The sequence below is a fragment of the Streptomyces sp. CA-251247 genome, from assembly GCF_050952975.1.
GTDB classification, from domain to species: Bacteria; Actinomycetota; Actinomycetes; order Streptomycetales; family Streptomycetaceae; genus Streptomyces; species Streptomyces achmelvichensis.
The window spans coordinates 5,404,050-5,430,386 of record NZ_CP191861.1 but is presented as its reverse complement, the minus strand read 5'-3'; the positions used below and the strand labels follow the sequence as shown (position 1 = coordinate 5,430,386).

General features: G+C 70.2%; 24 protein-coding genes and 2 tRNA genes. 12 read left to right on the top strand and 14 right to left on the bottom strand.

The features are described from left to right. Positions 1–44 precede the first annotated feature (44 nt). The 4 genes from ACQPWZ_RS24200 (at position 45) to ACQPWZ_RS24185 (ending at position 3,668) form a co-directional block, all read left to right on the top strand. The gene (locus ACQPWZ_RS24200) at positions 45–785 is read left to right on the top strand and encodes a M50 family metallopeptidase (protein ID WP_340475263.1); all 741 of its coding nucleotides are present in this window, start codon (positions 45–47) and stop codon (positions 783–785) included. Between the two features lie 108 nt (positions 786–893). Further along, entirely contained in the window at positions 894–2,234 is a 1,341-nt protein-coding gene (aroA, locus tag ACQPWZ_RS24195; RefSeq protein WP_340475262.1) for a 3-phosphoshikimate 1-carboxyvinyltransferase, read from the top strand. 4 nt (positions 2,235–2,238) lie between these two features. Next, positions 2,239–3,252: a ribosome small subunit-dependent GTPase A gene (rsgA, locus tag ACQPWZ_RS24190; RefSeq protein WP_340475261.1), complete on the top strand. Its 1,014-nt coding sequence runs from the start codon at positions 2,239–2,241 to the stop codon at positions 3,250–3,252. Between the two features lie 92 nt (positions 3,253–3,344). Next, positions 3,345–3,668 (top strand): DMT family transporter, encoded by a 324-nt coding sequence (locus tag ACQPWZ_RS24185; RefSeq protein ID WP_313944219.1) that lies wholly within the window; start codon positions 3,345–3,347, stop codon positions 3,666–3,668. On the opposite strand, the gene ACQPWZ_RS24180 is transcribed toward ACQPWZ_RS24185, so the two are convergent. Beyond that, a complete protein-coding gene (locus ACQPWZ_RS24180; protein WP_433572356.1) occupies positions 3,634–4,272 on the bottom strand; it encodes a TetR/AcrR family transcriptional regulator in 639 nt (212 codons plus the stop codon). The genes ACQPWZ_RS24185 and ACQPWZ_RS24180 overlap by 35 nt on opposite strands. A 151-nt stretch (positions 4,273–4,423) precedes the next feature. On the opposite strand from ACQPWZ_RS24180, the gene hisN reads away from it, so the two are divergent. Both hisN and ACQPWZ_RS24170 read left to right on the top strand, forming a co-directional pair. After that, entirely contained in the window at positions 4,424–5,224 is an 801-nt protein-coding gene (gene hisN / locus ACQPWZ_RS24175) for a histidinol-phosphatase (protein ID WP_356705772.1), read from the top strand. Positions 5,225–5,464: 240 nt separating this feature from the next. Next, the gene (locus tag ACQPWZ_RS24170; RefSeq protein WP_328861685.1) at positions 5,465–5,869 is read left to right on the top strand and encodes a CBS domain-containing protein; all 405 of its coding nucleotides are present in this window, start codon (positions 5,465–5,467) and stop codon (positions 5,867–5,869) included. Between the two features lie 163 nt (positions 5,870–6,032). Here the strand turns inward: ACQPWZ_RS24170 and ACQPWZ_RS24165 are convergent, their stop codons facing one another. Continuing rightward, positions 6,033–7,502 (bottom strand): catalase, encoded by a 1,470-nt coding sequence (locus ACQPWZ_RS24165; RefSeq protein ID WP_433572355.1) that lies wholly within the window; start codon positions 7,500–7,502, stop codon positions 6,033–6,035. A gap of 125 nt (positions 7,503–7,627) precedes the next feature. Here ACQPWZ_RS24165 and ACQPWZ_RS24160 point away from each other — a divergent pair, with 125 nt between their 5' ends. Beyond that, positions 7,628–8,044, top strand: a complete 417-nt coding sequence (locus ACQPWZ_RS24160; RefSeq protein WP_313944223.1) for a Fur family transcriptional regulator — start codon at positions 7,628–7,630, stop codon at positions 8,042–8,044. Positions 8,045–8,229: 185 nt separating this feature from the next. Continuing rightward, positions 8,230–9,054, top strand: coding sequence for an NAD(P)H-dependent oxidoreductase (locus tag ACQPWZ_RS24155; RefSeq protein ID WP_433572354.1), 825 nt, complete (start codon positions 8,230–8,232; stop codon positions 9,052–9,054). A gap of 62 nt (positions 9,055–9,116) precedes the next feature. Here the strand turns inward: ACQPWZ_RS24155 and ACQPWZ_RS24150 are convergent. The 4 genes from ACQPWZ_RS24150 to ACQPWZ_RS24135 all read right to left on the bottom strand — a co-directional run bounded on the left by ACQPWZ_RS24150 (position 9,117) and on the right by ACQPWZ_RS24135 (position 14,523). After that, positions 9,117–9,190, bottom strand: a tRNA-Met gene (locus tag ACQPWZ_RS24150). A 72-nt stretch (positions 9,191–9,262) separates the two neighbouring features. Further along, positions 9,263–11,281: a tetratricopeptide repeat protein gene (locus ACQPWZ_RS24145; RefSeq protein WP_340475255.1), complete on the bottom strand. Its 2,019-nt coding sequence runs from the start codon at positions 11,279–11,281 to the stop codon at positions 9,263–9,265. Between the two features lie 203 nt (positions 11,282–11,484). Further along, a tRNA-Met gene (locus ACQPWZ_RS24140) sits at positions 11,485–11,558 on the bottom strand. A gap of 49 nt (positions 11,559–11,607) precedes the next feature. Next, the gene (locus ACQPWZ_RS24135) at positions 11,608–14,523 is read right to left on the bottom strand and encodes a UPF0182 family membrane protein (protein ID WP_340477987.1); all 2,916 of its coding nucleotides are present in this window, start codon (positions 14,521–14,523) and stop codon (positions 11,608–11,610) included. 136 nt (positions 14,524–14,659) lie between these two features. Here ACQPWZ_RS24135 and ACQPWZ_RS24130 point away from each other — a divergent pair, with 136 nt between their 5' ends. After that, the gene (locus ACQPWZ_RS24130) at positions 14,660–15,217 is read left to right on the top strand and encodes a PPA1309 family protein (RefSeq protein ID WP_340475253.1); all 558 of its coding nucleotides are present in this window, start codon (positions 14,660–14,662) and stop codon (positions 15,215–15,217) included. Positions 15,218–15,307: 90 nt separating this feature from the next. On the opposite strand, the gene ACQPWZ_RS24125 is transcribed toward ACQPWZ_RS24130, so the two are convergent. From ACQPWZ_RS24125 to ACQPWZ_RS24110, 4 genes are all read right to left on the bottom strand, one after another. Continuing rightward, the gene (locus tag ACQPWZ_RS24125) at positions 15,308–16,396 is read right to left on the bottom strand and encodes a YlbL family protein (RefSeq protein ID WP_433572353.1); all 1,089 of its coding nucleotides are present in this window, start codon (positions 16,394–16,396) and stop codon (positions 15,308–15,310) included. 101 nt (positions 16,397–16,497) lie between these two features. After that, positions 16,498–16,668 carry a hypothetical protein gene (locus ACQPWZ_RS24120; protein WP_340475251.1) on the bottom strand — a complete coding sequence of 57 codons (171 nt, stop codon included), beginning with the start codon at positions 16,666–16,668 and terminating at the stop codon, positions 16,498–16,500. Between the two features lie 329 nt (positions 16,669–16,997). Then, complete coding sequence (locus ACQPWZ_RS24115; RefSeq protein WP_313944229.1) at positions 16,998–17,456, bottom strand: molybdenum cofactor biosynthesis protein MoaE; 459 nt, start codon at positions 17,454–17,456, stop codon at positions 16,998–17,000. A gap of 79 nt (positions 17,457–17,535) precedes the next feature. Beyond that, entirely contained in the window at positions 17,536–18,663 is a 1,128-nt protein-coding gene (locus tag ACQPWZ_RS24110; RefSeq protein WP_340475249.1) for an SDR family oxidoreductase, read from the bottom strand. A gap of 190 nt (positions 18,664–18,853) precedes the next feature. Here ACQPWZ_RS24110 and ACQPWZ_RS24105 point away from each other — a divergent pair, with 190 nt between their 5' ends. Together ACQPWZ_RS24105 and ACQPWZ_RS24100 are read left to right on the top strand one after the other, a co-directional pair. After that, a complete protein-coding gene (locus ACQPWZ_RS24105) occupies positions 18,854–20,338 on the top strand; it encodes a zinc-dependent metalloprotease (protein ID WP_433572352.1) in 1,485 nt (494 codons plus the stop codon). Next, positions 20,335–20,856: an NUDIX hydrolase gene (locus ACQPWZ_RS24100; protein ID WP_433572351.1), complete on the top strand. Its 522-nt coding sequence runs from the start codon at positions 20,335–20,337 to the stop codon at positions 20,854–20,856. Before ACQPWZ_RS24105 ends, ACQPWZ_RS24100 begins: the two co-directional genes overlap by 4 nt. 99 nt (positions 20,857–20,955) lie before the next feature. Here ACQPWZ_RS24100 and ACQPWZ_RS24095 read toward each other — a convergent pair whose 3' ends face one another. From ACQPWZ_RS24095 to ACQPWZ_RS24080, 4 genes are all read right to left on the bottom strand, one after another. Further along, on the bottom strand, positions 20,956–21,711 hold the full coding sequence (locus tag ACQPWZ_RS24095; protein WP_340475244.1) for an AIM24 family protein: 756 nt from the start codon (positions 21,709–21,711) through the stop codon (positions 20,956–20,958). A 17-nt stretch (positions 21,712–21,728) separates the two neighbouring features. Further along, positions 21,729–22,409 carry an AIM24 family protein gene (locus tag ACQPWZ_RS24090; protein ID WP_313944234.1) on the bottom strand — a complete coding sequence of 227 codons (681 nt, stop codon included), beginning with the start codon at positions 22,407–22,409 and terminating at the stop codon, positions 21,729–21,731. Between the two features lie 14 nt (positions 22,410–22,423). Further along, entirely contained in the window at positions 22,424–24,046 is a 1,623-nt protein-coding gene (locus ACQPWZ_RS24085; RefSeq protein WP_433572350.1) for a TerD family protein, read from the bottom strand. Between the two features lie 128 nt (positions 24,047–24,174). Next, entirely contained in the window at positions 24,175–24,798 is a 624-nt protein-coding gene (locus tag ACQPWZ_RS24080; protein WP_340475242.1) for a M48 metallopeptidase family protein, read from the bottom strand. A gap of 288 nt (positions 24,799–25,086) precedes the next feature. Here ACQPWZ_RS24080 and ACQPWZ_RS24075 point away from each other — a divergent pair, with 288 nt between their 5' ends. Beyond that, positions 25,087–26,307 carry a ThiF family adenylyltransferase gene (locus ACQPWZ_RS24075; protein WP_433573860.1) on the top strand — a complete coding sequence of 407 codons (1,221 nt, stop codon included), beginning with the start codon at positions 25,087–25,089 and terminating at the stop codon, positions 26,305–26,307. Positions 26,308–26,337 lie beyond the last annotated feature (30 nt).

Genomic DNA, 26,337 nt, shown 5'->3' with positions numbered 1-26,337 from the left:
CCAGACTGCCACTCCCGCCCGCCGCCCGAGGAGCCGCCCCAGAAATGGTCAGCACCGAATACCTTTCGCCGCTCAGCAGCGCGTCCATAGGTGATCTCTGGGACCGCGTCTTCGGGTCCCAGCCCGCACCGGACCGGTGGCTGGTCATCGGCACCGCGGTCCTCGCCCTCGCCGTCGTGCTCCCGCATCCCGTCTGGCGCGTCTCCCGCAACGCCGTGACGATCGCCCACGAGGGCGGCCACGGGCTCATCGCCCTGCTCACCGGCCGCAAACTGGACGGCATCCGGCTGCACTCGGACACCAGCGGTCTGACGGTGAGCCGCGGCAAGCCGACCGGCCTCGGCATGATCCTCACCGCGGCGGCCGGTTACACCGCGCCTCCCCTGCTGGGCCTCGGCGGCGCCTGGCTGCTGGCCGCGCACCACATCACCCTGCTGCTGTGGGTGTCCACGGCGCTGCTGCTGGCCATGCTGGTGATGATCCGCAACGTCTACGGAGCGGTCACCGTCATCCTCACGGGCGCCGCTTTCCTGCTCGTCTCCTGGCTCACCGAGCCCGAGGTGCAGGCCGCCTTCGCCTATGCGGCCGTCTGGTTCCTGCTGCTCGGCGGCGTACGGCCGGCCTTCGAGCTCCAGTCCAAGCGCCGGCACGGCGGAGCGCCGGACTCGGACGCCGATCAGCTCGCCCGGCTGACCCATGTGCCGCCCGCCCTGTGGCTGTTCCTCTTCCACGCGGTGTCCCTGTGTTCCCTGATCGGCGGCGGCCGGTGGCTGCTGGGTCTGTGAGCACATGGCGAACACTCGCCGAAGCCCTTTACCACTGATCGATTACGCCCCGGTTTCGCCGTATTTGATCAAGATCGGGGTTCGCCCGGAGCCATTAAAGTGAAGGCCATGACCGAAGCTTCCGTGCACCCTGCCCTCTGGCCCGCCCCGTTCGCGACCGGAGCCGTCGAAGCGACGGTGACCGTGCCCGGTTCCAAATCGGTCACCAACCGCGCTCTGGTGCTGGCCGCTCTCGCCGCCGAGCCGGGCTGGCTGCGCCGCCCGTTGCGTTCGCGCGACAGCCTGCTGATGGCCGACGCCCTGCGCGCCCTCGGTGTCGGCATCGAGGAGACGGTGTCCTCCAGCTCCACCGTCACCGGCGTCCACGACAGCGAGGGCGAGGCCTGGCGTGTGATCCCCGCCGGTCTCCACGGTCCGGCCACCGTCGACGTCGGCAACGCCGGCACGGTGATGCGCTTCCTCCCGCCCGTCGCCTCCCTCGCGTCCGGCCCGATCCGCTTCGACGGCGACCCCCGTTCCTACGAGCGCCCGCTGAACGGCGTGATCGACGCCCTGCGCGTGCTCGGCGCCCGCATCGACGACGACGGCCGCGGCGCGCTCCCGATGACCGTGCACGGCGGCGGCGCACTGGACGGCGGCTCCGTCGAGATCGACGCCTCCTCGTCCTCGCAGTTCGTCTCGGCGCTGCTGCTCTCCGCCCCGCGCTTCAACCAGGGCGTGGAGGTGCGGCACATCGGCGCCCGTCTGCCGTCGATGCCGCACATCCGGATGACCGTCGACATGCTGCGTGCCGTCGGCGCCCAGGTCGATGAGCCGGAGACCGGCGGCGAGCCCAATGTCTGGCGGGTCTCCCCCTCCGCCCTGCTGGGCCGTGACCTCACCGTCGAGCCCGATCTGTCGAACGCGCAGCCGTTCCTGGCGGCCGCGCTCATCACGGGCGGCCGGGTGACCATTCCGGACTGGCCCGAGCGCACCACCCAGCCCGGCGACGCCCTGCGCGAGATCTTCACCGAGATGGGCGGTTCCTGCACGCTGACCGAAGCCGGTCTGACGCTGACCGGCACGGGCCGCATCCACGGCATCGACGTCGACCTCGGCGAGGTCGGCGAACTCACCCCGGGCATCGCGGCCGTCGCGGCCCTCGCGGACTCCCCCTCCACGCTGCGCGGGGTGGCTCATCTGCGCCTGCACGAGACCGACCGTCTGGCCGCTCTCACCAAGGAGATCAACGAACTCGGCGGCGATGTCACCGAGACGGAGGACGGACTGCACATCCGCCCCCGCCCACTGCACGGCGGTGTGTTCCACACCTACGACGACCACCGGATGGCGACAGCCGGATCGATCATCGGCCTCGCCGTCGAGGGCGTGCAGATCGAGAACGTGGCGACGACCGCGAAGACCTTGCCCGACTTCCCGCGGATGTGGGCCGGAATGCTCGGGGCCTGACGAGATGCGGCGCTACGGCAAGAACCCCGACGAGGACGACATCCGCGTCCGCCCGAACCGTAAGGGCAACCGGCCGCGGACCAACATCCGCCCCAAGCACGAGGACGCCGTCGAGGGCATGGTCCTCACCGTCGACCGCGGGCGGCTCACCTGTCTCGTCGACGACCGGATCGTCCACGCCATGAAGGCCCGGGAACTCGGCCGCAAGGCCGCTGTCGTGGGTGACCGCGTCGGCATCGTCGGCGATCTGTCCGGGGACAAGGACACCCTGGCGCGCATCGTGCGGATCGAGAAGCGGAAGTCCGTCCTCCGCCGTACGGCCGACGACGACGATCCCTACGAGCGCGTGGTCGTGGCCAACGCCGACCAGCTCGCCATCGTGACCGCCCTCGCCGACCCCGAACCGCGCCCCCGTCTGATCGACCGCTGCCTGGTCGCCGCGTACGACGGCGGGCTCACCCCGCTCCTGGTCCTCACCAAGTCCGACCTGGCGTCGCCGGACGAACTGCTGGAGATGTACGGCGCGCTCGGTGTCCCCCATGTGGTCACCACGCGCGACGAATTCGTCGACGGCGTCGCCGCGGAGCGCGTGCACGAACACCTCTCCGGCCGCACCACCGCGTTCGTCGGCCATTCCGGCGTGGGCAAGACGACGCTGGTCAACGCTCTGGTGCCGAAGGAGCGCCGGCGGAGCACCGGCCTGGTCAACGCGGTCACCGGCCGCGGCCGGCACACCACCACCTCGGCCCTCGCCCTCCCGCTCAACGACAAGGAGGGCGGCTGGGTGATCGACACCCCCGGTGTGCGGTCGTTCGGTCTGCACCATGTCGACCCGTCCCGCGTGATCCTCGCCTTCCCGGATCTCGTGCCGGGGACGGAGGGCTGTCCGCGGGCGTGCAGCCACGACGAGCCGGACTGCGCGCTGGACGAGTGGGTCGCCGAGGGCCACGCGGACCCGGCCAGGCTGTACTCCCTGCGGCGACTGCTCGCCACCCGGGAGCGACGCGAGGGCGACTGACCGGCGCACGTTTGCCGCCTGTCGGTCCTGGTAAGGGCATAATCGCATCACGTCCCACCGAGCAGTCACCGAGCGTTGCGGAGGCACAGACCATGGCGTGGCTGCTGGTGGTGGTCGCCGGGATCCTGGAGACGGGATTCGCGGTCTGTCTCAAGCTGTCGCACGGATTCACCCGGCTCTGGCCGACGATCGCGTTCGCCTGCTTCGCACTGGGCAGCTTCGGTCTGCTGACCCTGGCCCTGCGGAAGCTGGACGTCGGTCCGGCGTACGCGGTGTGGACCGGCATCGGAGCGGCGGGGACCGCGATCTACGGAATGGTCTTCCTGGACGACCTGGTCTCCACTTTGAAGATCGTCTCGATCACCCTGGTGATCGTCGGAGTCATCGGTCTCCAGCTGTCGGGGTCGGGACACTGACGCCGGCCACGGCCGTACGGACCAGCTGCCCCACGCCCTCACCGGCGGGCGCGACGACAAAGGAGAACGCGAGCCGCACCGCCAGCTCGCAGCGCTGCGCGAGCGCGGCCGACTCCTCCGCCGTCCGCGCCTGGGGCCGCCCGGATTCCAGTGCTGCCTGCGACCTGTCCCGTACCTCCGTCACCACGTCCGAGGGGGCCGGAAGTCCGGCGTCCGCACGGCGCTGGGCGGGGACCCCGGCCGCGGGCGCATCGCGGCGGGCGGGCCGGGGAACGGGCAGACGCTCGCCCCAGCAGCCGGTCAGCAGCGCACGCAGCAACGGTCTCGACCGCGCCTCGCCGACCGTCCACTCGGCCACGGCGGCCAGCCGGTCGACGGGGGCCGTCCGCTCGGCCAGCAGCTGGTCCACGCCGTACAGATAGGTGTCGGCCTCCCGCCGCGCCAGCGCGCGGGCCAGCCCGTCCTTGCTGCCGAACTCGTTGTAGAGGGTCTGCCGCGAGACCCCCGCGGCGGAGGCGACATCCACCATCCGCACCCCCGACCACGGCAGCTCGGCAAGCGCGGCGAGCGCGGCGTTCAGCAGGGACTCTCGCGCTGTAGGCATCATCGCCTCCCAGGCCGGGCGGCGCCCCGACCGGGCGCCCACCGTGCGGTACGGCACTGCGCTCAGAGTTGACGCGCCTCCACCCACTGTCAAGAGCCGGGGCGAACAGGCGCCCCCGGGAGGCCGGATGGGCCCCGATAGAGTGACGACCATGCCCGACTACCACGACGATCTGCGCCTCGCCCATGTCCTCGCCGATGCCGCCGACGCCGCGACCATGGACCGGTTCAAGGCCCTCGACCTCAAGGTCGAGACCAAGCCGGACATGACGCCGGTGACCGAGGCCGACAAGGCGGCGGAGGAACTGATCCGCGGGCAGCTGAAGAGAGCGCGGCCGCGTGACGCGATCCTCGGCGAGGAGTACGGCATCGAGGGCACGGGCCCGCGCCGCTGGGTGATCGACCCCATCGACGGCACCAAGAACTACGTACGCGGCGTCCCCGTCTGGGCGACGCTGATCTCGCTGATGGTCCAGGGCGAGGGCGGCTTCCAGCCGGTCGTCGGCGTGGTCTCGGCCCCGGCGCTCAGCCGCCGCTGGTGGGCCGCGCAGGGTGGTGGCGCCTACACCGGGCGCAGTCTGAGCCAGGCCACCAGGCTCCACGTCAGCCGGGTCGGCAGCATTTCGGACGCCTCCTTCGCGTACTCCTCCCTCAGCGGCTGGGAGGAGCAGGGACGGCTGGACGGCTTCATGGATCTGACCCGCGCGTGCTGGCGCACCCGCGGATACGGCGACTTCTGGCCTTACATGATGGTGGCCGAGGGTTCGGTGGACATCTGCGCGGAGCCGGAGCTGTCGCTGTGGGACATGGCCGCCACGGCGATCGTCGTCCAGGAGGCCGGCGGCTCCTTCACGGGCCTGGACGGACGCCGCGGCCCGCACAGCGGGAACGCGGCCGCGTCCAACGGACTGCTCCACGAAGAACTGCTCGGGTATCTGAACCAGCGCTACTGACGGTCACCGTCGGCCACTGACCGGAGGGCAGCATCAGGCCGTCCGGCGGCCTCGTGGGCCGTACCGCCGACTGCCGGGGCAGGCGCACCCGCCCGTCCCCGGCGGTGTCCGGGCGCCGAGGAATGCGCCGCGCCCGCCCCCTTGCTGCGGTCCCCCAAGACTGCGACTCTGAGAGTCCCCCACTTGTGAACTTGTGAATCGGTTCCCGAACTGCCGATCACCAAGGAGGTGGCTCCATTCATGCTCGTCCGTGACGCCATGAGCACGGTGGTCCTCACCATCGGACCCACGCACACACTCCGCCAGGCGGCCCGGCTGATGGCCGCACGCCGCGTCGGCGCGGCGGTCGTCCTCGACACCGACGCCGACGGCCTGGGCATTCTGACCGAGCGCGACATTCTCGTAGCGGTGGGCAAGGGCCAGGACCCCGACCAGGAGACCGCCGGAACCCACACCACCACCGACGTCGTCTTCGCCGCGCCGTCCTGGACCCTGGAGGAAGCTGCAGAGGCCATGTCGCACGGCGGCTTCCGGCATCTGATCGTGATGGACGGCGACGGCGGGCCCGTCGGCATCGTGTCCGTCCGCGACATCATCCGCTGCTGGGCCCCGACCCGGCGGCACCACTCCACACTCGTCGGCTAGAGCGCGTCGGTACCCAGGACCTGTCGCCCGGGCGATCAACGAACGCCAGGACCCGGCAGACCCTGACGCATGACGCACGGAATGCCGGGCGACCGGTGCGCACACACGAGGGCCGGACCCCCCTGGACAGGGATCCGGCCCTCTGTTCTTCGGCAGCCGCCGGTCAGCCGCGAAGGGCCTGGACCGCGGCCTCCAGCCGCTTGCCGAAGTCACCGTCCGCCTTGCGGAAGTTGTCGACCGCCCGCTCCGCGATCTCGTCGCGCGACACCTTCGCGATGAACTGCGAGAGGTTCTCGATCAGACGGGTCTTCTCGTCCTCCGACATCAGGCGGTAGAGATTGCCCGCCTGCACGAAGTCGTCGTCCTCGGCGTGACGGGGCGCCTCGTGGTTGCCGGTGCCGCCGCCGACCGGGGTGGAGACCCACAGCGGACGGTCCGTCTGGAACGGGCCGCCGAAGCTGTTCGGCTCGTAGTTCTTCGCACCCTTGTGGCGGCCGTCGTACAGGAAGCCGTCACGGCTGTTCGTCCGCGCTTCGGTGGCGTGCGGGCGGTTCACCGGCAGGTGGTCGGCATTGATGCCGACGCGGTAGCGGTGGGCGTCGCCGTACGCGAAGAGACGGCCCTGGAGCATCTTGTCCGGGGAGGGACCGATGCCCGGCACGAAGTGGGCGGGGCTGAAGATGGACTGCTCGACCTCGGCGAAGATGTTCTCCGGGTTGCGGTTGAGCTCCAGCTTGCCGATCTCGATCGGCGGGTAGTCCTCGTGCGGCCACACCTTGGTGAGGTCGAACGGGTTGAAGCGGTAGGTCGCCGCCTCGGCCGCCGGCATGATCTGCACCTGCACGGTCCAGGACGGGAAATCACCGCGCTCGATGGACTCGCGCAGGTCCCGCTGGTGGCTGTCCGGGTCCACACCGGAGAGGCGGTTGGCCTCGTCGGTGGTGAGGTTCTTGATCCCCTGGTCCGTCTTGAAGTGGTACTTGACCCAGAAGACCTCGCCCGCCTCGTTGTTCCACTGGAAGGTGTGCGAGCCGTAGCCGTTCATGTGGCGCAGGGTGGCCGGGATACCGCGGTCGCCGAAGAGCCAGGTGACCTGGTGCGTCGATTCCGGGCTCAGACCCCAGAAGTCCCAGACGTTGTCCGCTTCCTGGCTGCCCGTGTACGGGTCGCGCTTCTGGGTGTGGATGAAGTCCGGGAACTTGATGGCGTCCTTGATGAAGAACACCGGGGTGTTGTTGCCGACGAGGTCGTAGTTGCCCTCCTCGGTGTAGAACTTCAGCGCGAAGCCGCGCGGGTCCCGCACCGCGTCGGCCGAGCCGAGGTTGCCCGCGACGGTCGAGAACCGCAGGAACGTCTCGGTCTGCTTGCCGACCTCGGAGAGGAACTTCGCACGCGTCCACTGCGAGACGTCGCGGGTGAGCGTGAAGGTGCCATAGGCACCGGCGCCCCGCGCGTGGACGATGCGCTCCGGAATGCGCTCGCGGTTGAAGTGCGCGAGCTTCTCGAGCAGCGCCTGGTCCTGGACCAGAACGGGACCGCCGACGCCCGCCGTCTCGCTGTTCTGGTTGTCGGCGACCGGAGCCCCGGCCTCCGTGGTGAGCGGTCCCTGCGTCACGTGCGCCTCCTGCGTCATTCCTGCAAGTCCTGTCCCTCTACGTTTACTGGATCCGACCCTACAATGGACTTTGTCCAAGTCAAGTAAGCATCCAAGTTCACACTCGGTCGGGACCTAGGACGAGCCACTGTTAGGCTGTTCCTATGAGTGACCTTCTTGAACGGCTTCGCGGACGTGGCTGGCGCATGACCGCCCAGCGGCGTGTCGTGGCAGAGGTCCTCGACGGCGAGCACGTGCATCTGACCGCCGACGAGGTCCACGCGCGGGCGGTGAAGAGGCTGCCCGAGATCTCGCGGGCGACGGTCTACAACACGCTGGGTGAGCTCGTCACCCTCGGCGAGGTCCTGGAAGTCTCCACGGACCACCGCGCCAAGCGGTACGACCCGAATGCCCACCAGCCCCACCAGCACCTCGTCTGCGCCCGCTGCGGCGCCATCCGCGACGTGCACCCGGCCGGCAACCCGCTGGCGGACCTGCCCGACTCCGAGCGCTTCGGCTTCACGGTCTCGGACGTCGAGGTGACGTACCGCGGCACCTGCCCGAACTGCGCGGCCGCGTAGACGTACGACATCGAGAGCCCCGGCACCCAGGCGTGCCGGGGCTTTTCGCTGTCCGCGCCCCCTATTCCCGCGACCCGCAGACCGGGGCCCGACCCACCGTCCGGATTCAGTCCCCTCCGCCCGGGCAGACACACCTGCGACGTGTGCGCGACGGGCGCACATCGCAACGGAGGGAGTGATCGGTCGTGCGCGTGCTCTGGGTGTCCGCCCACCCCGACCCGCGCTCGCTGAACGGGGCACTGCGCGACGAAGGCGTCGCGGTGCTGCGTGAGCGGGGGCACGAGGTCGTCGAGTCGGATCTCTACGCGATGGGCTGGAATCCCGTGGTCGACCACGGTGACTTCGCCCACGACCCGGACAAGCGCCTCGACGTGCTCACCGAGTCCCAGCGCGCCCTGGAGACCGGCACGCTGAGTGAGGACATCCGCCGGGAGCAGGCCAAGCTGCTGTGGGCGGACACGCTGGTCGTGCAGTTCCCCCTGTGGTGGTTCGGCATGCCGGCCATCCTCAAGGGCTGGTTCGACCGGCTGTTCGTCCAGGGCTTCGCCCAGGGCGTGCCGGACCCGGCCACGGGCCGGGCGATGCGCTACGGGGACGGCGGGCTGTCCGGCCGCCGCGCGCTGGTGGTGACCACGGTCGGCGCCAACGCCGCCACGACCGGGCCGCGGGGCATCCACGGCGACATCAACGACGTCCTGTTCCCGATCCTGCACGGCACCCTCTGGTACACCGGCATGTCCGTGGTCCCGCCCCTGGTCGTCAACGGCACCGTGTGCCTGTCGGGTCCCGAGTACGAGGCCGCCGCCGAGCGGCTGCGCGAACGGCTCGTCGCCCTTCCGGACACCGACCCGATTCCCTACCGCCGTCAGAACGGCGGCGACTACGACGAGCATCTCGTCCTGAGGTCCGAGCACGCGGCGGGCGAGGAGGGCATCCGCATCCACTACACGGGCCCCGGACAGACCGAACCCTGCGAGACGACGGGCGGGCCGACCGAAGCCGACCGTTGAAGAATCGAAGCCCGGACAGACCGAAGGCCCGGATCCATCAGGATCCGGGCCTTCGGTTTCAGTAGCGGGGACAGGATTTGAACCTGCGACCTCTGGGTTATGAGCCCAGCGAGCTACCGAGCTGCTCCACCCCGCGTCGGTGAACACAACATTACGTCACCCCACCGACCAGAGCAAATCCATTGGCGCCCGTGCGGAGTGAGCTCCGTTACGCGGTGAGCTCCTGGTGCAGCGCGTCCCGCAGCCGGGCCGCACGCTCCGCCACCTCGGCCGGGCCGAGCTCCACTGCACGCGCGCACCAGCGCTGGCCCTCGGTGAGCTCGCCCCGGCGCGCGGCGAGCAGGGCCAGGCGCAGTGCCGCCCGGCCGTGTCCCGCGCGCGCCGCCCGGGTCCACCACAGAGCCGCCTCGCGCTCGTTGCCCTCACGGGCGAGGAGCAGCCCGAGGTTGAAGGCGCCGTTGCGGCTGCCCGCCTCGGCGGCCTCGCGGTACCAGCGGTCCGCCTCCGCCATGTCGCCGCGGGCGGCGGCCAGCATGCCGACCCGCACCTGGGCACGGCGGTGCCCCTGCTCGGCGGCACGCTCGTACCACTCCTCGCACTCGGTCTTCTCCGCCGGCGGCTCGCCGAGCGCCGGCGCGCCCGGGGGCGGCTGACGGGAGTCCAGCAGCGTCGCGAGCCGGAAGGCCGCCTCGGGGCTGCCGCCGCCGGCCGCGCACCGCAGATGGCGCTCGGCGGCCCGGTCGTCGCCGTCGCGTAGCAGCGCTATGCCGACCTGGAGCGCCGCCTCGGTGTGGCCCGCGGCCGCGGCCCTGGCGTACCAGACCAGAGCCGTACGGTCGTCGTCCCGGCCGACGTGGAGGATGCCCAGGTTGAAAGCGGCGTCCACGCTGCCGGCCTCGGCCGCCTTGGAGAACCACGGCTCGGCGCCCGTGGCGTCGCCGGACTGCAGCAGCAGCACGGCGAGCGCGTTGGCGGCCTCCCGGTGCCCCGCGTAGGCGGCACGGCGGTACCACTGCTCGGCCTGGGCGGTGCGGTCCTGGGCGGCGCAGAGCAGCCCCAGGTTGTAGGCGCCGTTGACGTCGCCCGCGTCCATGGCGGCGCGGTACCAGCGCTCGGCGGTCTGCTGCTCGCCACGGGCGGCGTGCAGGGCGCCCAGGGCGTTGGCGGCGTTGCCGTCGCCCTCCTGGGCAGCGCGCAGCCACCAGACGGCGGCGCTCTCCTCGTCACCGGCGTCACGCAGCAGGAAGCCGAGCGCGCACGCGGCACGCGCCTCGCCGTCCTTGGCCGAGGTGAGGTACCAGCGGCCCGCTTCCTTCAGCTCTCCCCGCTTCTCGAGGATCGCGCCGAGGTGCAGCGCGGCCCTGCGGTGTCCCCGGGCGGCGGCCTGCCGGTACCACTGGGCGGCCTCGTCCAGGACGGTGGGCTCCGGGCCCGCCTGGTCCTCCGGACCGGCGCGGCCGGAGGGCGCACCGGTGTCACGGCCCCGGCCGCCGGGAGACGCGCACGCGCCATCGGCGGCGCTTGCCGCATCGCCGTCCGTGCGGACGACCAGGAGGCCCGCGTCCCCGCCGGCGCGGGCCTCGTCCGCCGCCCGGCGCTCCAGCGCACGGGCGAGCCGGTAGGCCGCTTCACGATGGCCCTGCTCGGCGGCGGCACGCAGCCAGCGTTCGGCGCCCACGTCACTGCGGTGCTCCAGCAGATCGGCGAGTGCGTACGCCCCCAGGGCATGGCCCTGCTCGGCGGACTGGCGCAGCCAGTACTCGGCGGCGGGCTCGTCACCGCGCTCGCGGAAGTGGCGGCCGAGGGCATGCGCCGCGGCGGCCGAGCCGGCGACGGCGGCGATACGCCACCAGCCGGCCGCCTCGTCCGCGTAACCGCGCTGGTGGAGCAGGACACCCAGGTTGTTGGCGGCCGCACGGTCGCCCTCGGAGGTGGCGGCCCGCAGATAGGGCTCCGCACCGTCGAGGTCGCCACGGCGCATCAGCAGCGCGCCGAGCACGCTCATCGACGCGGTGTCGCCACTCTCCGCCGCACGGCGGTATCGCTCCTCGGCCCCGGCGCTCTCCACGGAGTCGGCGCCCTCAGTGGCGCCCACGCCGTCGACCTGGCTCGCGGCAGGAGTGTCCGCGGCGTCGGCAGCGCTGGTCACATCTGCCGCGTTACCGGCATGCTGCTGCACAAACCGCCCTGTCTCCAACAGAGTTGCCCTGTCCCCCATAAATTCCATCGTCGCACCACCTGCAACCCGCGTACACCTGGTATACCGCAGCCAGTAAGGTCACTTCAGCGTTTTGTCGACATGCCCACAGAGAGATAAGTCAAACACGTTGACGGCCAACTCGCCCCACGGCGCGCCCAGTTCCCACCGGCAGCACATACGCGCGAAGAGGGCCCGGATCCTCAAAAGGATCCGGGCCCTCTTCGTTTCAGTAGCGGGGACAGGATTTGAACCTGCGACCTCTGGGTTATGAGCCCAGCGAGCTACCGAGCTGCTCCACCCCGCGTCGTTGTGTTGAAACACTATCACGACGCGGAGTGTTGCCTGTTCAGCAGCTACGGGGACGGGCTGGGACTCGGTTTGCCCTGAGCCGCGTTCAGCCGTGCCAGGGCCGCGTCCAGCTGCTCCTGGGCCCTGCCGTACGCCTCCCAGTCCTTCGGCGTCTTCGCCAGCGCGGCCTCGGCGTCCTGGTGTGCCTTCAGCACGTCGGCGATGGCGCCCTTGAGCGCGGCGTCACCGGTCGCCGGCGGCGGCTTGGTGGTGCCGTCCCCCGGTGGTGTCGGTGGCGTCGTCGTCGGTGGCGGCTCGGCGCCTTCCTGTGCGAAGACCGCGTCGAGCGCCTCCGTCAGGCTGTCCTTGAAGACCGGTTTGCCTCCGCCGTACGCGACGGCCACCTTCTTCAGCAGCGGATAGTTCGCACTGCCGCCTCGGGCGTACACCGGCTCGATGTAGAGGAACCCGCCGTCGAGCGGCACCGTCAGGAGATTTCCGTACTCGATGTCCGAGTCGGTACCTCTGAGGTCCCGGACGAACGTGGCCACTTCTGGCACACCGTTCAGCTCACTCTGCACCTGTGTCGGACCCTGGACGGTCGAGGTCACTCTCAGCAGTCTGATCGAGCCGTAGCCCTTGCTGGTGGCGTCGGCGTCGACGGCCATGAACGCACCCAGGTTGGGGCGTCCGGCCGGCGTGAACGTCGTCGTCAGCGAGAACTTCTGCGCCGATTCCCCGGGCATCTTCAGACTCAGGTAGTACGGCGGGACCGCGCTGGTGTCCTTGTTCGTCGGGTCGTCCGGCACCTGCCAGGCGTCACTGCCGCTGTAGAACTGCTCGGGCTCCGTGACGTGGTACCGGGTGAGCAGCTCCCGCTGGACCTTGAACATGTCCTGCGGGTAGCGCAGATGGGCCTTGAGCGCGGGCGAGATGTCGGCCTTGGACTTCACCGTGCCCGGGAAGGCCTTCATCCAGGTCTTCAGGACGGGGTCCTCGGTGTCCCACTGGAACAGCTTCACCGAGCCGTCGTACGCGTCGACGGTCGCCTTCACCGAGTTCCGGATGTAGTTGACCTGGTTCTGCTGGGCGACGACCGCGCGCTGGTTGGTGGTCAGCGAGTCGGTCGTGGTGTCGCCGAGCGTCGTACGCGAGGCGTACGGGTAGCCGTTGGTCGTGGTGTACGCGTCGACGATCCACTGGATACGGCCGTCGACGACCGCCGGGTAGGCGTCGCCGTCGATCGTCAGCCAGGGGGCGACCGCCTCGACGCGCTCCTTGGGGGTGCGGTTGTAGAGAATCCGCGAACCCTCCCCGACAGCACCCGAGTACAGGATCTGCGGCTCGCTGAAGGCCACCGCGTACGCGGCGCGGTTCAGCGGGTTGGAGAGGCTGACGCCGCTCTTGCCCTGGTAGCTCGTGTACTTGGTGGGGCCGACGCTGGCCTCGTAGTCGAGCTCCTTCTGCGGACCGCCGACGATCGAGTACTGCTCGGTCTTCTCGCCGTAGTAGATCCGCTGCTCGTACTTCCCGAGCTGGCCCTTGGTGGGCATGCCGGCCTCGGTGAAGTCCGGTGAGCCGACGGTGCCCTGGTTCGGATCGGTGATCACGCTGGTGCCCTTGGCCGAGATCGCGCCGTAGCCATGGGTGTAGGTGAAGTGGTCGTTGATCCAGTTGCTCTTCGGGATGCCCGTGATGTTGAGCTCGCGCAGACCGATGACCGTGTCCTGCGGCTTGCCGTCGGAGCCGGTGTACCGGTCGACGTCCAGCGTCGCGGGGAACTGGTAGTACTTGCGCTCCTGCTGGAGCTGCTGGAAGGCGGGCGAGACGACGTTGGAGTCGACGACGCGGTAACTCGCCGCCGACGTGGCCGCCTCGCGCTGCTGCGCCTTCCGCTGCGGGTTGCCCTTGCCCTCGTAGTCCTCGGGCTTGGCGCTGTCGATGCCGTACGCCTCGCGCGTGGCATCGATGTTCTTCTTGATGTACGGACTTTCCTTGGCCTGCTCGTTCGGCTGGACCTGGAACTTCTGCACGATCGCCGGGTAGAGACCGCCGATGAGGATCGCGGACAGGACCATCAGGCCGAAGCCGATGACGGGCAGCTGCCACGTACGCCGCCAGAGCGTCGCGAAGAAGAGCAGGGCACAGATGACCGCGATGCAGAACAGGATCGTCTTCGCCGGCAGATAGGCGTTGGCGTCCACGTACCGCAGGCCTGTCCAGTTCCCCGTGGCCTTGAAGTCACTGGACTTCACCGCGAGGCCGTACCGGTCGAGCCAGTACGCCACGGCCTTCAGCGAGACGAAGACACCGAGCAGCACCGAGAGATGGCCGGTGGCCGCCCCGGTCGCCCGGGCGCCGGGGCTGGTGATGCGCAGCCCGCCGTACAGGTAGTGCGTCAGCGCGGCGGCGATCAGCGAGAGCACGGCGGCCGCGAAGCCGAAGCCGAGCAGGAAGCGGTACCAGGGCAGGTCGAACGCGTAGAACGACACGTCCATCTTGAACTGCGGGTCCTTCTGACCGAAGGGCACGCCGTTGACCCACATCAGCCAGGTCCGCCACTGACCGGTGGCGGACGCGCCGGCGATCAGCCCGACCAGAGCGGTGATCGCGAGGAGCACCCACTTCTTGTACGGGGCGATGCTCATCCGGTAGCGATCGAGGCTCTGCTGCTCCAGCGACATCGCGCTGAGCGGCGGGCGCAGCCGGTGCGCGAGCCAGATGTTCAGCCCGACGGCTCCCGCCATGAGCAGACCGAAGACGGCGAACAGCCCGATCTTGGTCCACAGAGTGGTGGTGAACACCGAGGAGTAGTGGACTGAGCGGTACCAGAGCCAGTCCGTCCAGAACCCGGCGAACATGACGAACGCCATGGCCAGCACGGCCAGCACGCCCAGTGTCATGAGCAGGGTGCGGACGCGCCGGGACGGCCGGCCCACTCTGATCCGTGGCCCGGTCGGGCCTCCGCCGCGGTCCGGCATCTGGAAAGCCAACGTGCGCACCTCGAAGTTCGCGGTCGTGTGAAACGGGCCCCGCGATCGTAGAGCCCACTACTGCAACTTACTGAGGCTTTACCTAGTTCCCGTATCGGGGCCGGAAGGAGGCAGGATATTGGGCATGCCCAATAGTTCTTCCTCCGGCCCCCCGATGGCCGCCAGCCCACTGACCCGCGCTGTGCTCGAAATCGACGAGTACGCCTCCGGCCTCGGCTGGGACCGGCCGGCCAGGCTGTTCGCCCTCGTCGACACCGCACAGCTGCGCACCCAGGAGCCCGGCCTCGCCAACCAGCTCGGACTCGGCGGCGACGCCGCCGGCGCTCCGCTGACCCCGATCGAGCAGGACGAGATTCCCGCCGGCACTCCCCTGGACGAGTTCCTCGGCACCATCGCGTGGCCGGACGCGGTGGCCGGCTGCGCGCTGACCGTGGAGCGCCAGATGCTTCCCGCATCGGCGGAGGCGTCGGTGCCCGAAGGTCTCGATGACGCCGCGCTCACCAAGTGGGTGGCCGCTCACCCGGCCCGCCAGGAGGTGCGCATGACCGTGGCGGTGCTCCGCGACGGCGCCCGTGAGTCTGCGCTGCGGCTCCGCGAGAAGGACTCCGCGACCGAGGTGTTGACGGGTTCGGACCTGGTGCCGGGTCTGGCGGAAGCGCTGTCGGCGACGTTCGAGGCGTAGGCGTCCGGGGTCCGTCGATCGGCGCGCGCTCGCCGCGTTGCCAGGACGACGGGCTCCGGTGCTCAGCCGGGTCGGTCAGCCGGCAGCCGCTCAGCCGGTCGTGCAGCTCGGCAGCCCCGCCGTGCTGCCCGACCTGATCTTCTCCAGCGACTTCGCGGCGTCCTCGATGGTGTTGACCTTCACGAGGGTCAGCCCGTCGGGGATGTCCGAGGCGGCCGACGCGCAGTTGTCGTTCGGCGTCAGGAAGTACTCCGCCCCCGCGTTCCGGGCGCCCACCAGCTTCATCTCGATGCCACCGATGGGACCGACCTTGCCCAGGTCGTCGATGGTGCCGGTGCCCGCGACGAACTTGCCGCCGGTGAGGTTTCCGGGGGTGAGCTTGTCGACGATGCCCAGCGCGAACATCAGACCGGCGCTGGGGCCGCCCACATCGGCGAGGTTGATGTCGACCGTGAACGGGAACGTGTGGTCGATCCCCGCCTGGATACCCACGATCGCGCGGTTGCCGGTGTCCGACGTGGTCGTGGTGATCGTGACCTTCTCCGTGGCGTCCGGCTCCTTGCCCGCCTTCTCGGCGGCGGCAGCGGCCTTCGCCGGGACGATCGTGAAGACGACCTTCTCGCCGGGCTTGTGCTTGGTGACCAGCTTGGCGACGTCGGCCGGCTGCTCGACGGCGGCTCCGTCGACGGCACGGATCACGTCGCCGGCGTGCAGTCGGTCCTCGGAGGGCGTGTCCTTGATGACCGTGGAGACGACGACCCGCGACTTCACCGGGATCTTCAGCTGCTTCAGCGCCGCAACCTTCGCGGACTCCTGCGACTGGGTGAACTCCTCGGCGTTCTCCTGTGTCGACTGCTCTTCCGTCTTGCCGTCCGGGTAGAGCGTGTCGTGCGGAACGACGACGTTGTCGTGGGCCAGCCAGCCGTAGACGGCCTCGACGAAGTTCATGTTGTAGTCCGCACCGGTGACCCGGACCGTCGTCATGTTGAGATGACCGGTCGTCGGGTAGGTCTTGCGGCCGGAGATCGCCAGAACCGGCTCACCACGCGCCTCGCCGAGCGTGTTGACGGTGGGGCCGGGCGACATCTCCGAGTACGGCACTTTGATGAACACCCCGGCGCACAGAAGTGCGATCAGAACGAGGGTGGAGGCGAGCATCGTCGCGGTGCGGCGTGGCATGGAACGACAGTACGGGACGCGCCTGTCAGCGCACCGCCGGGGCCGGTCCGTACGGGGCAGGAAGGCAACTGCGCACGGACGGCGTCAGGGTCGGGACCGCGTCAGGCGGCATCTCTGCCGGTGCCCGCTTTTTCCATCGCGTCGCGGAACCGCGCGTAGCCGGCGAGCTCGGCCACGTCACCGGTTGTCCGGTGCCGCTGGGCCCAGCCTCCCCATATCGCAGCACCGACGGCAGCGAACAGCGGAATCAACAACCAGGCGAGTGCTGCCATCACGACCTCCCTACCCCATGATCGAAAGCAACTGAATGATCAGCAGATTAGCCATCTGCCAGTTCAACGCTCACGGCAGGGTGGCGGTTACGCAAATCGGGCCGCTTGGGCTGTTCGCAGGTTTCGGCCGGGCCACGAGAGCGGTCCGGGAAGGCTCGCGTGCCGTGCCGTCGTGACGGCCCCGCTGTGGCTTGTCGGGTACCCGTGGTCGAGGGCTCCACGCCGGGGGCAGGACGGTTCATGGACGGGGCGGCACGAACCCGGGTCCGGACCGCTCACGGAAGGGCGCGCACCCATCCCGGGGTCGGGCGGATCAGGAACCGGCAGGCCTACGCGCCCACCCACTCCTCGGTGCCGTCGGAGAATTTCTGGTGCTTCCAGATCGGCACTTCGTGCTTCAGGTCGTCGATCAGCTTGCGGCACGCCTCGAACGCCTCCCCGCGATGCGGGCAGGACACCGCCACGACGACCGCGAGGTCCCCGATGGCGAGATCCCCGACCCGGTGCACCGCCGCCAGCGCCCGCACCGGGAATCGGGCGACGACCTGGTCCGCGATCCGGCGCATCTCGGCCTCGGCCGAGGGATGGCAGGAGTACCCGAGGGTGTCCACGTCGGAGCCGCCGTCGTGATTGCGCACGGTGCCGACGAACAGCGCCGTGCCGCCCGAGGCGTCGTCACCGACGGCCGCGAAGACCTCGTCGACGGAGAGCGGGGTGTCGCGGATCGCGAGAAGGCGGACGGGGTCCGGAGCTGCCTGCTCGCCGGGGTGCTCGTGCGTACGTGCCATGCCGGCCATCGTGCCGCATGCCACTGACATCGCGGAATAGCCCGATCGACCGGCCGGGCGCGCCCCGCCTTGGAGCCTCCTACAGCCGGCGGCGCGCCTTGCGGGCCCGGCGGACCAGTGCCGCCGTGCCGAGCAGGGCGACCGTCGCACCGGCGGCACCCGCCGCGGTCGCGTCCTTGCGGCCGAGGCGGCGGCCCGCGACCGTGTGCCGGCCCTCCACCTCTTCGAGCAGCGCCGCCAGGACCTCCTCGTTGGTCCACTGCGGACGCCAGCCCGCGTCGTGCAGCCGGCTGACGCTGACGACCCAGGGGTGCATCGTGTACGCCAGATCGCCCGCTGGGGACGGGGTGAGACCGATCCGGTGCAGCCGGGCGGCGGCGCCCAGGGCGACGGCCGAGGGCAGCTCCATGCGGCGGATGCCGCTGAGCTCCTCGACCTCCTCCTGCTCCAGCCAGCCGTCGCAGCCGACCGCGAGCTCCCCGTCCACCTTCTCCAGCGCGGCGTACTCCAGCGCGCTCACCAGGTCGTCGACGTGGCAGAACTGCCAGGTGGGACGCGATCCGGCGACCACGAGGAGGCGCGGCGACTCGAAGTAGCGGGTGAGGGCGGTGTCAGTGCCGCCCACCAGGACGGCGGGTCTCACCACCGTGACATTGAGCCCGGGGTGCGCGCGCGGAGCCCGGCGGGCGAGCCGCTCGATCTCCATGAGGTCTCCGACGCCGGTGGCCTCGGCGGTGGCGCGCAGCTCGGCGTCCTCCGACAGCGGGATGTCGTTGTCGGGCAGTGCCCCGTAGACCATGGCGGACGTGCAGAGCACGACCCGGTGCACACCGGCGGCGGCTGCCGCGGTGAGCACGGTCTGGGTGCCGCGCACGTTGTAGGCGGTGCGGGCCGCCGCGTCGGAATCCAGATCGAGATCGAGAGCCAGGTGCACCACCACGTCGGCGCCGCGCAGCTTCTCCGCGATGGCGGGGTCGCGCACGTCGAGGATGTGCCACTGCGCCTCGGCGACCTCGCCCCTGCGCTCGTCGATCGCGACGACCTGCTTGACCTCGGCGGAGTCGGCGAGCCGCCGGGCGAGCAGTTCGCCGATGCCGGTGGCGGCGCCGGTCACCGCGACGACGGGGCCCCGGCCTGCGGGCCCCTCGCCCGGGGTCGGGGTTGAGCGGTTTCGCGCTCCGCGAACCTGCGGATCTGGGGAACTCACCAGGCGTCTCCAGCGGTTGTCTTCAGTACGTAAGCGAATGACACGTACGTACCAGGTGGCGTCCATCCTGCCGCAGCCCACGAGTCGGCGGAGCACCGAGCCCATATGCGGCGCGGATGTCTACGCTGGTGGTGTTGTCGGGCATTCGCCGCCGGCCCGGAGCCGGCGGCCCTACGAGCCGAGGAAACCCGTGAGTGACACCCCATTCGGATTCGGCCTTCCGCCGGAGGAGCCGGAGAACGGCGACGAAGGCAAGAAGAAGGATCCCGCCGGCGGTGGCCAGGGCGGGCAGGCCTCCAATCCCTTCGGATTCGGCGGCGACGGCGGCGACAATCCGTTCGCGGCCATGTTCGGCTCCCTGAATCCGAACGATCTGGGTGCGGCCTTCCAGCAGCTCGGGCAGATGCTGAGCTACGAGGGCGGACCGGTGAACTGGGACATGGCGCAGCAGATCGCGCGCCAGACGGTCTCCCAGGGCACGCCGGACGGCACCAAGGACGAGAGCGTGGGTCCTGCCGAGCGGACCGCGGTCGAGGAAGCGGTGCGTCTGGCCGACCTCTGGCTGGACGGAGCGACCTCGCTCCCCTCAGGCGCGAGCACGGCCGTCGCCTGGAGCCGGGCCGAGTGGGTGGAGGCGACGCTTCCGGCGTGGAAGCAGCTCGTCGATCCGGTCGCCGAGCGCGTCGGCCTGGCCATGGGCGATGTACTGCCCGAGGAGATGCAGGCCATGGCGGGCCCGCTGCTGGGGATGATGCGCTCCATGGGTGGAGCGATGTTCGGCCAGCAGATCGGGCAGGCCGTCGGAGTCCTGGCCGGTGAGGTGGTCGGCTCCACGGACATCGGTCTGCCGCTCGGCCCCGCCGGCAAGGCCGCGCTGCTCCCGTTGAACGTCGCGGCGCTCGGCAAGGACCTCGGGGTCTCGAAGGAAGAGGTGCGGCTGTATCTGGCCCTGCGGGAGGCCGCCCACCAGCGGCTCTTCGCCCATGTGCCGTGGCTTCGCTCGCATCTGTTCGGGGCCGTCGAGGGATACGCCCGCGGGATCAAGGTCGACACCGGCAAGCTGGAGGACGTGGTCGGCCAGTTCGACCCGAGCAACCCCGAGCAGCTGCAGGAGGCGCTCCAGCAGGGCATGTTCCAGCCGGAGGACACCCCCCAGCAGAAGGCGGCGCTGGCCCGTCTGGAGACGGCGCTCGCGCTGGTCGAGGGCTGGGTGGACGCGGTGGTCCACGAGGCGGCCTCGTCCCGGCTGACCTCGGCGAGCGCCCTGCGCGAGACGCTGCGCAGGCGGCGTGCGTCCGGCGGCCCCGCGGAGCAGACCTTCGCGACGCTGATCGGTCTCCAGCTGCGTCCGCGGCGGCTGCGGGACGCCTCCCGGCTCTGGGCCTCGCTCACGGACGCGCGGGGCGTGGACGGCCGGGACGCCCTGTGGGAGCACCCGGACATGCTGCCGACGGCGTCGGATCTGGACGACCCGGACGGCTTCGTCCACCGCGAGCAGCTCGACTTCTCGGAGCTGGACAAGATGCTGGGTGAAGCCGCGACCAAGGGCGACGCCGGCACGAGCGGCACCGGTCCGACGGACGCTCCCGACACCAAGAGCACGGACGGCGGCAAGGGCCCGGAGGACCAGGGTCCGGACAGCGGCACGGACGGCAAGGACGACTCCGACCGGTGAGCCTGTACGACGACGCCGTCCTCGTGCTGAAGAGCTACGAGGACCAGGAGGAGCTGCGCGGGCTCTACCTGGACCATCTGGAGACGCACCCGGACGGAATGTGGAAGGCCTGCCAGGCGGGTCATGTGACGGCCAGCGCCCTGGTCGTCGACCCGGAGAGCGAGCGGGTGCTGCTGACGTTGCACAAGAAGCTCGGCATGTGGCTCCAGATGGGCGGCCACTGCGAGCCCGGTGACACGACGCTCGCCTCAGCAGCACTGCGGGAGGCCGCCGAGGAGTCCGGGATCGACGGACTGACGCTGCTTCCCGGCGGCCCTGTCCGCCTGGACCGCCATGCGATTCCCTCGCCCTGCAACTGGCATCTGGACGTCCAGTACGCGGCGCTGGCTCCCGCCGGAGCCGTGGAGGAGATCAGCGACGAGTCGCTGGATCTGCGCTGGTTCGCCTACGCCGAGGTGCCGGACGTGGCCGACGAGTCGGTCGTCCGCCTGGTGGAGCGGACGCGGGTCGCGCTGTAAGCCCGCACGGTGCCGTAGCCAGGCACGAGTAAGGGGCGGCCTCCAGGGAGGCCGCCCCTTACGTGCGCGCAGCACGATGCATGTGCGCCGCGGCGTTGCTCAGTTCCAGGCGTTGTTCTGGTTCTGGGCGTGCGAGCCGTGCTGGCCCGCACCGAACTGGGCGCGCAGGCCCTGGCCGATCTCCGCGTTCTGCGGCGGCATGACCTCGCTCGGCTGCACCAGCGCGAAACCCTGGCCGAGGAAGTTGAGCTCCCAGCCCTCGCCGGTGTTGCCGCGCCTGCGCCGTACGCCCGAGGAGTGCGTCTGGGACTGCATCTGCACGCGCAGACCCGACGACCAGGCGACGATCGCGTCGGCGTCGACATTGACGTACTTGTCCGGGGTGACCTGCATCATCAGCGGCTGACCCGAGGTCATGAGCGCGACCTTGCCCCGGCCGGAGATGTTGAGCTGGTACTTGCCCGAACCGGAGATCCCGTACTGGCTGTCGACCGCGATGACCTCGGTGTGCAGCGTCGAGTCGAGCGCCAGGACATAGGCGCTGTCGACCGTCATGCCCTCCTGGTCGACGTCGACGACATGGATGTACTGGGCGAGGTTCGCGAGGTAGACGGTGCCCTGTCCGGAACAGCGCATCAGATCCAGGCCCTCGCCGGTGTTGGCGCGGGCGCGGCGCTGCTGACCGCTCTGGTACTCACCGTCGAAATCCATCAGCCCCTGATAGGCGACCATCGCGCCCTTGCGGGCGAGAACGTCGTCCTGCCCGGTGAGCGCGACCCGCAGCAGCTGCGGGTTCTGGACGACGTAGCGGTCCTGGGACTGCTGTTCCGCGTGATTGAAAAGTGGGCTCTGCATGATGTGTTCGCTCCCCCTCAGCCCCGGACCCGCAGGCGGTCCGTGCTGTCCTCGCTCGGCTGTACGACGACGATGCCCTGGCCCGAGAAGGCCATCTGGTACGCCTCGCCGCTGCCCCGTCCGACGAGGGAGGAGGCCTTGAAACTGCGCTTGCCCTTCACCTTGAGGTTCGGGGACCACGCGACCAGGGCGTCCGGGTCGACGTACGTCTCGTCCTCGCCACGGCCGCAGTCGACGACGATCGGCGTGCCGCGAGAGGTCAGCGCGACCCAACCGGTGCCCGCGATCTCCACGTTCCACAGGCCCTGGCCGGCGAACTTGGCCAGGCCCTTGACCCGCTCGACGCCCCACTGGAGGTGCGCGTCGAAGGCGAGCAGATTGGTGCCGTTGACGGAGAGGGAGTCGTTGTTGAGATTGATGACAACCACATCGGCGCCGTAGTCGGCGAGATACAGCAGCCCGTCGCCGGAGCACTTCATGATGGGCGCACCCTCGCCGGTCACCCACTGCGAGGCGACCTGGCGGACGCCGGGCGGGTTGGGCTCGTACTGGACGAAGCCCTCGTAGGCGACCATCGAGCCGGTGCGTGCGTACAGGTCCTGGCCGGAGGCCATGGCGACCTTGAGCATCGACCGGCCGTGGTTCTCCATACGGGCCGTGATCGGAGTCGGGGCGAAGCCCGCAAGTTGCTGGTTCATGTCTTCGGGCTCCCTCAGACCTCGTACGGCTGGACGACGATGAAGTTGCCGGGGGCGCCCCGGAACTGGAGGTTGATCGTCTCCCCGCTGTGCCCCGGGTACGCGTTGCGGCGCAGCCGGACCTGGCTGGAGAGGATCACCTGGGACGCGGACGACCAGGCGACGACGGCATTGCAGTCGGCGAAGGTGGTCGGCGTGACCGGCAGGACGACCGGGATGCCGTGCGTCTTCACGACGACGGTGCCGGTGCCCTGGAACTGCATGGTGAACAGCGCGCCGCCGGGGATGCCGTGGCCCTCGATGCGACGGACCTCGTACTGGAGGGACTCGTCGAACGCGAGGACGTTCTCCGCGGAGACGCAGATGCCGTCGCCCTGGAGCTCGATCGGATGCAGATGCGCGCCCTCCTCCGCGAGGAAGACCTGACCGCGGCCGGAACAGCGCATCAGCTGCATCTCCTGGCCCGTCGCATTGCCGACCACGCGACCGGCGAAGCCCGCGCCCTTGTGGCCGAAGTCCACCTTGCCCTGGTACATCACCATGCTGCCCTGACGGGCCAGGACGGGCGTGCCGCCCATGGTGAGGTCGACCCGCATCAACTGCTGGTTCTGCGGGGTCCAGCGCTGGCCTGTGGCCGTCTCGCGGTAGGGCTGGAGCGCGGCCTGGAGGCCGGCACCGCCCTGCGGGGCTCCCTGCGGGACGCCCTGTGGTGCGCCCGGAGGCATCCCCTGGGGCTGTCCGTAGGGAGCCTGCTGACCGTACGGCGCGGGCGCGCCGGGCGGCTGGGCCTGACCCGGGAACTGTCCCGGCATCTGCCCGGGCTGCTGTCCCGGCACCTGTCCGAACTGCGGCTGCTGAGGCGGCTGCCCGTACGGCGAAGGCGCGGGCGGCGGCATCGTGCCCTGCGGGGGCATCGGGGCCGCGACCGTGGGCGCGGTATGCATCTGCGGGTTCGCCGGAGCCGGGGCCTGCGCGGCCGGTGCACCGAACGACGGCGCGGGCTGCGGAGCCTGCGGGGCGGCGGGTGCGCCGAACGACGGAGGTGCCGTCGCCTGGGCGGGCGGCCCGAACGACGGTGCGGCCTGGGGCTGCTGGGCCGACGGCTGCTCCTCGGCGACCTCGCCGCCGAAGTTCTTCAGCAGGGCGTCGAGTCCGCCGTCGAAGCCCTGCCCGATGGCGGCGAAACGCCAGACGTCCTTCAGATAGAAGTCGCCCAGCATCACCGCGCGCTCGGTGGTGAACTCCGAGCCGTTGAACGGATACCGGACGACCTCTTCGCCGCCGGCGACGATACGGATGTATCCCGGACCGACCTGCGACATCTGTCCGGCACCGTCGATCGTGGCGGTGAAGGAGAGCTTGTGGATGTTCGCCGGAATACGGTCGAGCGTGACGCGGAAGGACTCGGTGTCACCGGCCTGCGCGCCCAGCAGCTGAACGGACTCCTCGGGCGACTTCGGCTGATTGAAGAAGATGAAGTACCGGTCGTCGGAGAGCTGCTCGTTGGCGTCGAGGCCGAAGCAGCTGATGTCGAAGGTCAGCCCAGGAGCCGCGATCTGCACACCTACGTACAGATCCGTTCCCGGCGTGAGATCACTGATCTTGGCCTTGTGGCCGCGTTGGAATTCCCTGGCCATGCGTAACGACCGTCCCCCATCCCGAAGGTGAATACGTCGCGTCAGGCTAACGGCTCAAACCGACATTGAGCCAAGTCCGGACGCAGGCCGGGACACATTCGGTACACGGGATCATGGCCGGTCGGGGGTCATTCCCCGCCGGTGACGGGCAGGTGCGGCAGCCGGTCGGCGGCCACGACGCCCTCGAGATAGCCCCGGGCGCGCTCCGTACGGGGATACGCCTCCAGCAGCCGCCAGAACCGCGGGCCGTGACCGGGCACCAGGAGATGCGCCAGTTCGTGGACGAGCACATAGTCGACGACGTACTCGGGCATGCCCTGCAGCCGGTGCGAGAGACGGATGCTGCCCTCGGCCGGGGTGCAGGAGCCCCAGCGGGTGTTCTGATTCGTCACCCATCTCACGGATGTCGGTCTTGCGCGCCCGTCGAAGTACTGGGCGGACAACCGCTCGGCACGCTCGGTCAGTTCGCTGTCACCGAGGATCCGCTTGCTCTCCTGGGCGGCGAGCTTGTCGAGCATGACGCCCACCCAGCGCTGCTCCTCCGCCTCCGACATCCGGGCGGGAATCAGGACGATGGTCCGGTCGCCCTCCCGATAGGCGGAGACCGTTCTGTTGCGGCGCGCGCTCCTGCGGACCTCGACCGCACTGGTCCCCGATCCGCGGGACGGGCGGCCTGGCACGCTGCGCTGTTGACTTCCCGCACTGTGCGGTGGTGTCTCCCCAGCGACGCGAGGGGAAGGGTCGACGGACACGCCCCGACGTTACCCGTTGCCGGTGGGGGAAGTCCCGCCTCCGGAACGGTTCGATCTTGATCCACCCCTTGGCTGCACCATTTGAACGACTAACACCCCAAGCCTGTGGATAACTTTTCACACCCTTCGACGCGGCCGGGCATTCTGACAACGGATCAGCGGAGAGCCGTTCTTGATCATTCTTCGGTTACTCACGGTTCTGCGGGTTCTGGAGGTCTCGGGTTCTGGCGGTCTCGGTTCTCGCTCCGCAAGGTTCTTCGGTTCGCGGTTATCAAGGGGGAAGTGGAAATGCATCCGATGGTGAAGCCGGCGCTGAGGCGTGCATGGCGGGAGCGGCAGACCGTGCAGTTCGGGGTGACACCCGCGCACGCGGTCGTGGTCGGGCCCGTGGACACGGCGACGGGCGCTCTGCTGGAGCTGCTCGACGGCACACGTGGTCTTCCGCTGCTGCGCGAGGAGGCCCGGGTGATGGGCATGCCGGACGGGCAGGTGGATGCTCTGGTCAGACGGCTGAGCACGGCGGGACTGCTCGACGATGCGACAACGGGCGGGCCGGAGGCCGATGCCTTACGGCAGCGGGCGGGCGCTCTCGACCGCCTGCGTCCCGATCTGGCGACGCTCTCCGTGGTCCATCCGGAACCAGGCGGTGGGATACGGCGACTGGCTGCCCGCCCGGCCATGCGCGTCCAGGTCCGGGGCGCGGGGCGGGTCGGGGCGACCGTCGCCGCGCTGCTCTCCTCGGCCGGGGTCGGACGGGTCGAGGTGCTGGACGGCGGGTGCACCGAGCCGTGGGACATCGCTCCGGGCGGCCTGTCGGCGGGAGCGGTCGGTGACAGAAGGGACACGACGGCCCGTCAGCTGGTCCGGCGGTCCGCCGCGGTCCCGCCACTACGGCAATGGGGTCGGGCACGGTCGGTGTCGTCGTCGGCCTCGACACCAACGCCGCAGTCCGCGCCGGCGGCAGGGGGAGACTCCGCAGCAGGAGACGCGGGCGCCGAGCCCGGCCTGTCGCTGGTCGTCGTGTGCCCACGCGACGGTCTCGCCGCCTACGCACCCGACCCCGCCGGGGCCGCCGACTGGATCGCCACCGGCACTCCGCATCTGTACGCCGGTGTGATCGAGGCGACCGGTGTGGTGGGGCCGCTGGTGCTGCCCGGCGGCACGGCATGTGCCGGATGTCTCGAACTGGGCCGGGCGGACCGTGACCCCGGATGGCGACGGCTCCTGGCACAGTGGCGTTCGGCGGGCCGTCGCAGTGGGGCGGTGCCGGCATGTGACATCGCACTCGCCACACTGGTGGCGGGGACCGCGGCGGCGCATGCGCTGTCCTTCCTCGACGGAGAACTGCCCACCAGTACAGGAGCGCGCTGGGAGAACTCGCTGCCGCTGCTGGACTGGCGATCGGAGAGGATCTCGCCGCACATCGACTGCGTCTGCGGTGCACATGGGAAGAGTGAGAGGGAGCACACCTCGGACTTCGGGCCGTCGCACGAGACAATGGCCGGGTAACCGCCGTACGCGGCTCGGCTGCTGTCGGGG

Excerpts from the sequence above, each read along its gene's own strand:
- ACQPWZ_RS24200 (WP_340475263.1), top strand. The coding sequence starts at position 45 with ATGGTCAGCACCGAATACCTTTCGCCGCTCAGCAGCGCGTCCATAGGT.
- aroA (WP_340475262.1), top strand. The coding sequence starts at position 894 with ATGACCGAAGCTTCCGTGCACCCTGCCCTCTGGCCCGCCCCGTTCGCG.
- rsgA (WP_340475261.1), top strand. The coding sequence starts at position 2,239 with ATGCGGCGCTACGGCAAGAACCCCGACGAGGACGACATCCGCGTCCGC.
- ACQPWZ_RS24185 (WP_313944219.1), top strand. The coding sequence starts at position 3,345 with ATGGCGTGGCTGCTGGTGGTGGTCGCCGGGATCCTGGAGACGGGATTC.
- ACQPWZ_RS24180 (WP_433572356.1), bottom strand. The coding sequence starts at position 4,272 with ATGCCTACAGCGCGAGAGTCCCTGCTGAACGCCGCGCTCGCCGCGCTT.
- hisN (WP_356705772.1), top strand. The coding sequence starts at position 4,424 with ATGCCCGACTACCACGACGATCTGCGCCTCGCCCATGTCCTCGCCGAT.
- ACQPWZ_RS24170 (WP_328861685.1), top strand. The coding sequence starts at position 5,465 with ATGCTCGTCCGTGACGCCATGAGCACGGTGGTCCTCACCATCGGACCC.
- ACQPWZ_RS24165 (WP_433572355.1), bottom strand. The coding sequence starts at position 7,502 with ATGACGCAGGAGGCGCACGTGACGCAGGGACCGCTCACCACGGAGGCC.
- ACQPWZ_RS24160 (WP_313944223.1), top strand. The coding sequence starts at position 7,628 with ATGAGTGACCTTCTTGAACGGCTTCGCGGACGTGGCTGGCGCATGACC.
- ACQPWZ_RS24145 (WP_340475255.1), bottom strand. The coding sequence starts at position 11,281 with ATGGAATTTATGGGGGACAGGGCAACTCTGTTGGAGACAGGGCGGTTT.
- ACQPWZ_RS24135 (WP_340477987.1), bottom strand. The coding sequence starts at position 14,523 with ATGCCGGACCGCGGCGGAGGCCCGACCGGGCCACGGATCAGAGTGGGC.
- ACQPWZ_RS24130 (WP_340475253.1), top strand. The coding sequence starts at position 14,660 with ATGCCCAATAGTTCTTCCTCCGGCCCCCCGATGGCCGCCAGCCCACTG.
- ACQPWZ_RS24125 (WP_433572353.1), bottom strand. The coding sequence starts at position 16,396 with ATGCCACGCCGCACCGCGACGATGCTCGCCTCCACCCTCGTTCTGATC.
- ACQPWZ_RS24120 (WP_340475251.1), bottom strand. The coding sequence starts at position 16,668 with ATGGCAGCACTCGCCTGGTTGTTGATTCCGCTGTTCGCTGCCGTCGGT.
- ACQPWZ_RS24115 (WP_313944229.1), bottom strand. The coding sequence starts at position 17,456 with ATGGCACGTACGCACGAGCACCCCGGCGAGCAGGCAGCTCCGGACCCC.
- ACQPWZ_RS24095 (WP_340475244.1), bottom strand. The coding sequence starts at position 21,711 with ATGCAGAGCCCACTTTTCAATCACGCGGAACAGCAGTCCCAGGACCGC.
- ACQPWZ_RS24090 (WP_313944234.1), bottom strand. The coding sequence starts at position 22,409 with ATGAACCAGCAACTTGCGGGCTTCGCCCCGACTCCGATCACGGCCCGT.
- ACQPWZ_RS24085 (WP_433572350.1), bottom strand. The coding sequence starts at position 24,046 with ATGGCCAGGGAATTCCAACGCGGCCACAAGGCCAAGATCAGTGATCTC.
- ACQPWZ_RS24075 (WP_433573860.1), top strand. The coding sequence starts at position 25,087 with ATGCATCCGATGGTGAAGCCGGCGCTGAGGCGTGCATGGCGGGAGCGG.